At 62.3% G+C, this 7,463-nt stretch carries 6 protein-coding genes; 5 read left to right on the forward strand and 1 reads right to left on the reverse strand.

What is annotated here, in order from left to right; genetic code table 11:
- The coding region (gene metC / locus AC1DRP_RS33070) for a cystathionine beta-lyase (RefSeq protein ID WP_476770739.1) at positions 1-1,010 on the reverse strand (1,010 nt) is incomplete at its 3' end.
- Positions 1,011-1,284: 274 nt separating this feature from the next.
- On the opposite strand from metC, the gene AC1DRP_RS33075 reads away from it, so the two are divergent.
- The 5 genes from AC1DRP_RS33075 to AC1DRP_RS33095 all read left to right on the forward strand — a co-directional run bounded on the left by AC1DRP_RS33075 (position 1,285) and on the right by AC1DRP_RS33095 (position 7,375).
- Positions 1,285-2,298 (forward strand): amino acid ABC transporter substrate-binding protein, encoded by a 1,014-nt coding sequence (locus tag AC1DRP_RS33075; RefSeq protein WP_441505479.1) that lies wholly within the window; start codon positions 1,285-1,287, stop codon positions 2,296-2,298.
- 156 nt (positions 2,299-2,454) lie between these two features.
- On the forward strand, positions 2,455-3,477 hold the full coding sequence (locus AC1DRP_RS33080; RefSeq protein ID WP_476770740.1) for an amino acid ABC transporter substrate-binding protein: 1,023 nt from the start codon (positions 2,455-2,457) through the stop codon (positions 3,475-3,477).
- Positions 3,478-3,636: 159 nt separating this feature from the next.
- On the forward strand, positions 3,637-4,659 hold the full coding sequence (locus AC1DRP_RS33085; RefSeq protein WP_476770741.1) for an amino acid ABC transporter substrate-binding protein: 1,023 nt from the start codon (positions 3,637-3,639) through the stop codon (positions 4,657-4,659).
- Positions 4,660-4,794: 135 nt separating this feature from the next.
- Positions 4,795-5,988, forward strand: a complete 1,194-nt coding sequence (locus AC1DRP_RS33090) for an amino acid ABC transporter permease (RefSeq protein ID WP_441490026.1) — start codon at positions 4,795-4,797, stop codon at positions 5,986-5,988.
- 10 nt (positions 5,989-5,998) lie between these two features.
- On the forward strand, positions 5,999-7,375 hold the full coding sequence (locus AC1DRP_RS33095; RefSeq protein ID WP_441490027.1) for an amino acid ABC transporter permease: 1,377 nt from the start codon (positions 5,999-6,001) through the stop codon (positions 7,373-7,375).
- Positions 7,376-7,463 lie beyond the last annotated feature (88 nt).

Consider the following 7,463-nt stretch of genomic DNA (forward strand, 5'->3'; position numbering starts at 1 on the left):
ATCCCGAACAGGGTAAGTCCGTCGAGCATCGCGCCGACAGCCTTCTGCGCCACCGGCTTCAACTCGATCGCGAACAGGGAGGAGGCGCCGGTGAAATCGCGCTTCCACAGATCGTGGCCGGGATCGTTCGGCAGGGCAGGGTGCATCACGCGCGCCACCTCGGGACGGGCGGCGAACCAATTGGCCATCTCGATACCGGCGGGCATCTGCTCCTTCAGGCGGATATGCATCGTGCGGATGCCGCGCAGCGTGAGGAAAGCATCCTCGGGCGCGATGATGACGCCGAGCAGTTCCCAGGTCTCGCGCAACTGCCTGTAGAGTTCGGGGGTACGTGCCGAGATCGTGCCGATCAGCACGTCGGAATGGCCGGCGTAATACTTCGTGCCGGCCTGAACCGAGAGATCGACCCCGTATTTATGCGAATCGAAGAACAGCGGCGTCGCCCAGGTGTTGTCCATCAGCACCAGGATGTCGCTGGCATGGGCGGCCGCGACGATGGCCGGAATGTCCTGCATCTCGAAGGTCTGTGAGCCCGGAGCCTCGGTCCAGACCGCCCTGGTATTCGGTTTGAACAGCTTTGCGATGTCGGCGCCGGCCGCCGGGTCGTAATAGGTGACCTCGACGCCCATGCGCGGCAGGACCTTGTCGCAGAAATGACGCGTCGGCCGATAGACGCTGTCAGTGACCAGGAAGTGATCGCCGGACGACAGGGTCGCGAGCATGGGCAGGGTGCAGGCGAGCAGACCTGACGGGCAAACGACGGTTCCCGCACCGCCTTCCATGGTGTTGAGCGCCGCGATCAGCGCATCGATCGTCGGATTCCCTTGCGTGCCATAGGTGTAGCGGGCCTTGCGCGCCAGGAAATCCTCCATGTTCGGGTAGATTACCGTCGAGCCGCGCACGATCGGCGGATTGACGAAACCGTAGCTGTCGGCGGGATCCCGGCCGGCAAGGGCGAGGCGGGTCTTTTCGCGAAGCTGCGCGAACGCAGATGGAGACAGTTTTTTCATGGAGCCGGTGCTGGAGGGAGGTCCCGATCGAGGCAGTCAGGCTTGACCACATTTTGAAAGTCGCATGTGATGCAAGGGGTGGATAGATGCGTTCCAGGAAAGGGTCCCTTGCTTGACGCACATGCGCTGCTCTGGCAATCGACGCAGGGGAACGTCGCTCAATATATGGGCAACAAGTGGGGCGCGCACTCCCACTGGCGACGCAACTGAAGACTGCCCGCTGGCTGCGGCCAGCCGGGAGACCTCAACGGGAGAGAGTTCGATGGAAAAGTTCATGGCAGTTGCGATCGCGGGGCTGGGCCTCGCGATGACCGCTACGGTGGCAACGGCCCAGGCGCCCGCAACGCTGGCGCAGGTCAAGTCCCGCGGCATCCTCAACTGCGGCTCGAATACYGGTCTTGCTGGCTTCGGCGTGCCGGACGCTCAGGGCAACTGGCAAGGCCTCGATGTCGATTACTGCCGCGCGATCTCGTCGGCGATCTTCAACGACCCGACAAAGGTCAAGTTCATTCCGCTGTCTGCCAAGGACCGTTTCACGGCCCTGCAGTCCGGCGAAGTCGATGTGCTCGTGCGCAACTCGACCTGGACGATGTCGCGCGACACCGCGCTCGGCCTGCTTTTCACCGGCGTGAACTATTACGACGGCCAGGGCTTCATGGTCCGCAAGAAGCTCGGCGTCACCTCGGCTCTTCAGCTCTCCGGCGCGTCGGTCTGCACCCAGCAGGGCACCACGACCGAACTCAACCTCGCGGACTTCTTCCGCGCCAACAACCTGAAGTATGAAGTCGTCGCCTTCGCCTCCTCGGACGAGACGGTCAAGGCCTATGACGCTGGCCGCTGCGATGCGTTCACCACGGATGCGTCGGGCCTCTATGCCGAGCGCCTGAAGCTGACTGCGCCCGATGATCACATGGTTCTGCCTGAGATCATCTCCAAGGAGCCGCTTGGACCGGCAACCCGCAACACCGACGCCCAATGGTTCAATCTGGTGAAGTGGGTGCATTTCGCCATGCTGAACGCGGAAGAGCTCGGCGTGACCAAGGCGAATGTCGACGAGATGCTGAAGTCCTCCAACCCGGAGATCAAGCGTCTGCTCGGAACCGAGGGCAAGTTCGGCGAAGGCATCGGCCTGACCCCCGACTGGGCCTACCGGATCGTCAAGCAGGTCGGCAATTACGGCGAATCCTTCGAGAAGAACGTCGGCCAGGGTTCGCTCCTCAAGATCGCCCGCGGCCAGAACGGTCTCTGGACCAAGGGCGGCCTGCAATACGCTCCGCCGGTTCGCTGAACGCAGCTAGACATGTGGGCCTCGGCATCAGCCGAGGCCCCCTCTAAACCGCCGTCCATGCCATGAAGCCTGCGACAAACGGCATAATATCTGGCTCCCAGCCGACAAGATGATCGAGAGCGGGACGAACCTGCTTCGGAACTTGGGAGTACACAGATGAAACGGACCGTAACTGCGGTTGTAGCCACAGGCCTCATGCTCTGCGCGGCGGGCGCCGCCCAGGCGCAAACCACCACCTTGGCGCAGGTCAAGAACCGCGGGCAGCTGAATTGCGGCGTCAGCCCGGGCTTGGCTGGTTTCGGTGTCCCGGACGCTCAGGGGAAATGGACAGGCCTGGACGTCGATCTGTGCCGGGCGATCGCCGCGGCGATCTTCAACGATCCGAGCAAAGTCAAATACGTGCCGCTCTCGTCAAAGGACCGGTTCACGGCCCTGCAGGCAGGCGAGGTTGACCTGCTTTCACGGACCAGCACCTGGACGATGTCTCGGGATACCGCGCTTGGCCTGAGCTTTTCGACGGTGAACTACTATGACGGACAGGCTTTCATGGTCCGCAAGAAGCTCGGCGTCGATTCGGCGCTGAAGCTGGGCGGCGCCTCGATCTGCACCCAGCAGGGCACCACGACCGAACTGAATCTGGCGGATTTCTTTCGCATCAACAACATGAAGTACGAGGTGGTGGCCTTCAACACAGGGGATGAGACGATCAAGGCCTACGAGGCCGGTCGCTGCGACGCTTTCAGCGACGATTCCTCGGCTCTCTATGCGCAACGGCTGAAATTCGAGGCGCCGGATGACCATATCGTGCTTCCGGAGATCATCTCGAAGGAGCCATTGGGCCCGGTCGTTCGGAGCAGCGACACGCAATGGTTCAACCTGGTGAAATGGAGTCATTTCGCCATGCTCAATGCGGAGGAACTCGGTATCACCAAAGCCAATGCCGATGAGCAGCTGAAATCGACCAATCCGGAGGTTCGGCGGTTGCTCGGTGTCGAGGGCAAGTTTGGAGAAGCGATCGGCCTCAGCCCGGATTGGGCCTATCGGATCGTCAAGCAGGTCGGCAACTATGGCGAGTCCTTTGAGGCGAATGTCGGATCAGGATCGATCCTGAAAATCGCCCGCGGAAAGAATGCGTTGTGGACCAAGGGCGGACTGCAATACGCTCCTCCGGTGCGTTGAACAAAAGACTAGGCGGGGGCATTCTTGCCTCCGCTTCATTGACCGATGCCGAAGACGGAGGCGCGCTGAAAGGACGTACGGTCGGGCCCAAAAATCTGGTCCGAGACTTGCAAGGTTCGAGAACGGGAAAAACCCGTTCCGGCAACAGGGGAAATAAGAATGAACAGGTTTGTCAGTGCAGCGCTCGCCGTTGCAGCAACCGCTGCTTTCGCGGGCGGAGCGCAGGCCCAAACGGGGCTGCTGGCTCAGGTGAAGAGCCGGGGGCAATTGATCTGCGGTGTCGGCCCGGGCCTTGCGGGTTTCGGTATCCCCGATGCTCAGGGCAATTGGAGCGGCCTCGACGTCGATCTCTGTCGCGCCATTTCGGCTGCGGTCTTCAATGACCCGGCCAAGGTCAAATTCATCCCGCTTTCGTCGAAGGACCGCTTCACTGCCCTGCAGTCCGGCGAGGTCGACCTGCTCTCGCGCAACACGACCTGGACCATGTCGCGCGACACGTCGCTCGGCCTGAACTTCGCTGGCGTGAACTACTATGACGGGCAGGGCTTCATGGTCCGCAAGAAGCTCGGGATCGATTCAGCCCTGAAGTTGGCGGGCGCCTCCGTCTGCACCCAGCAGGGCACGACGACGGAACTCAATCTCGCGGACTTCTTCCGCGCCAACAAACTGAAATACGAAGTCGTCGCCTTTGCGAGCGCCGACGAGACGATCAAGGCCTATGAATCGGGTCGCTGCGACGCCTTCACGACCGATGCGTCCGGGCTCTATGCCGAGCGCCTGAAGCTCGGCGTCCCGACCGACCATATCGTCCTGCCGGAGATCATCTCCAAGGAACCGCTCGGTCCCGTCGTGCGCCACGGCGACGACGCCTGGCTCGATATCGTCAAATGGACCCATTTCGCCATGCTGAACGCCGAGGAACTCGGTGTGACCAAGTCCAATCTCGATGAGATGCTGAAATCCGAGAACCCGGAGATCAAGCGCCTGCTCGGCACCGAGGGCAAATTCGGGGAGGCTGTCGGCCTGAGCAACGACTGGGTCGTCCGCATCGTCAAGCACGTCGGAAATTACGGTGAGTCCTTCGAACGGAACGTCGGCGCCAACTCGCTGTTGAAGATCGCTCGCGGCCAGAACGCGCTCTGGACCAAGGGCGGCCTGCAATACGCGCCGCCGATCCGCTGATATTCGCGCTGCGCGGCGACCGCCGCGCAGCGCTCGCTACCGCCGAACGGCACGGACAAAAAGACGGCTGGCGATGCTCGATGCGGGCATTGCCGGACCACCGGCCGCCACCCAAGAACAAGAAGGGCGTGACACGTGACGACCATACCGACGGAGCCGGTCCAACCGGGCAAGGCCTCACTGCTCTACGATCCGAAGATTCGAGGCTATGTCTATCAGCTTGCCCTCTTGGCCGTCGTCGGGTTCCTCATCTACTCGGCCGCCTCCAATGCCATCGAGAACCTCCGGGCGCAGAAGATCGCCTCGGGCTTCGGCTTCTGGCACAATGCCGCCGGCTTCGACGTCAACCAGAAGCTGATCCCGTTCAGCGCCTCGGGCTCGACCTATGGCCAGGCCTTCTGGGTCGGCCTGCTGAACACCTTGCTCGTCGCCTCGATCGGTATCGTGCTGGCGACCTTCCTCGGCTTCTTCGTCGGTGTGGCGCGCCTGTCCAGCAACTGGATCCTCGCCAAGATCGCCATGGTCTATGTCGAGGTCATCCGGAACCTGCCGCTGCTGCTGCAGCTGTTCTTCTGGTACAACGCAGTGCTCAAGCCGCTGCCGAACCCACGCCAGTCGATCGCGCTTCCGGCCGGCATCCTGCTGAATAACCGCGGCCTCTATCTGCCCGATCCGCAACTCGAGCCTGGCGGCAGCCTGATCGTCCTGACCTTCCTGCTCGGGATCGTGGCGGCGATCACCTTCCGTTACTGGGCCCGCAAGCAGCAGACGGCAACCGGCAAGCAGTATCCGATCGGCTGGGTCGCTCTCGGCCTCGTCGTTGTGCTGCCCTTCTTCGTCTATCTGCTGATGGGCCGGCCGATCACCTTCATCTATCCCGAGCTCGCCGGTTTCAACCTGCGCGGCGGCATCCAGATCTTCCCGGAATTCGTGGCCTTGCTGATCGGCCTCACCACTTATACCGCGGGCTTCATCGCCGAAGTCGTGCGCGCGGGTATTCTCGCCGTCTCCAAGGGACAGTCGGAAGCAGCCCATGCGCTCGGCCTGCGGCCTGGGCCGACGCTGAAGCTCGTCGTGATCCCGCAGGCGATGCGCGTGATCATTCCGCCGCTGACCTCGAACTACCTGAATCTGACGAAGAATTCTTCGCTGGCGGTCGCCATCGGCTATCCCGATCTCGTCCAGGTCTTCACCGGCACGGTGCTGAACCAGACGGGGCAGGCGGTCGAGGTCGTCGCCATCACCATGGCGGTTTATTTGACGATCTCTCTCGTCACCTCGCTGTTCATGAATATCTACAACAAGCGCATGGCGCTGGTGGAACGGTGAGGGCGCCCCGATGACCGATGCAACCACCGAGAACTCCGCCTTCTTCATCCGTCGCGAAACCTTGCCGCAGGAAGCAGCTCCGCTATCCGTGGCAGGCCCGCTTGCCTGGGTCCGGGCCAACCTCTTCTCCGGACCCGTCAACACGATTCTGACGCTGGTCTGTGCCTATATCGTCGTCACGAGCCTGCCGGAGATTATCCGTTTCTACTTCCTCGATGCGGTCTGGACGGGCTCAAACCGCGATGCCTGCCTTGCCGAGAAGGTCGGCCGGCCGGTCGGCGCCTGCTGGGCCTATGTGGCCGACCGCTTCCAGTATTTCGTCTACGGCTCCTATCCGGTCAGCCAGCGCTGGCGCGTCAACATCGTCTTTGCGATGTTCGCGCTCGGCGTCGTCTGGCTGCTCTGGAACAACGCCCCCCTGAAGAAGCTCGGCGCCTTCTTCTTCTTCGTGCTGTTGCCGATCAGTGCCTATGTCCTGCTGCTCGGCGGTCCCGGTGCGCTCAATTTATTGCGCTACCTGATCATCGCCACGGTCGCGCTGGCGGCGGTGTACATGGTGTTGTCCTTCGTGCCTTCGCTGGCGCGCTTCCACACCGGAGCCGGACAGCTCGCAGTCGAACATGAGCTGCCGCCCTGGAAGCGTTTCTATCGGCCCAAGCGCCTGATCCTGATGGCTCTTGTCGCCTTTGGCCTGATCGCCATTCTGGACCAGAGCGTCGGCCTGCCTCGGGTCGATACCGGCCTCTGGGGCGGGATGACGGTGACCTTCCTGATCGCGGCGGTCGGCATCGTCTTTTCGCTGCCGCTCGGTGTCGTGCTGGCGCTCGGACGGCGCTCCCGCCTGCCGATCATCCAGCTGCTCTCGGTGATCTTCATCGAGTTCGTGCGCGGCGTGCCGTTGATCACGGTGCTGTTCATGGCCAACACGATGCTGCCGCTCTTCGTGCCGCAGGAATGGTCGCCCGACCGCTTGCTGCGCCCGCTGGTCGGTGTTGCCCTCTTTGCGGCGGCCTATATGGCCGAAGTCATTCGCGGCGGCCTGCAGGCCATCCCGAAGGGCCAGTACGAAGGGGCGATGTCGCTCGGCCTCGGCTACTGGAACATGATGCGCCTGATCATCCTGCCGCAGGCGTTGCGCATCGTGATTCCAGGCATCGTCAACACCTTCATCGGGCTGTTCAAGGATACGACGCTGGTCACCATCGTCGGCATCTTCGACTTCCTGCGGACCATCGAGGCGACCCTGGTCGATCCGACCTGGGCGACGCCGACGACACGCGCGACGGGCTATGCTTTCGCCGCGATTTTCTATTTCCTGTGCTGCTGGGGCATGTCGCGCTATTCGATCTCGGTCGAACGCCGTCTTGCTGCCGGCCAAAGACGTTGAGGGAGACCAAGAACATGGCAATGGCAGAGAGCAACATCTCGATGCGTCCGGCGGCGCTGAAGCAGACCTCCCTGAACACGGATACGGC

Source organism: Allobosea sp. 01N443, from assembly GCF_056399325.1.

What these genes read in the sequence shown, in the direction of transcription:
- AC1DRP_RS33080 (WP_476770740.1), top strand. Translation starts at nt 2,455, where the DNA reads ATGAAACGGACCGTAACTGCGGTTGTAGCCACAGGCCTCATGCTCTGC.
- AC1DRP_RS33085 (WP_476770741.1), top strand. Translation starts at nt 3,637, where the DNA reads ATGAACAGGTTTGTCAGTGCAGCGCTCGCCGTTGCAGCAACCGCTGCT.
- AC1DRP_RS33095 (WP_441490027.1), top strand. Translation starts at nt 5,999, where the DNA reads ATGACCGATGCAACCACCGAGAACTCCGCCTTCTTCATCCGTCGCGAA.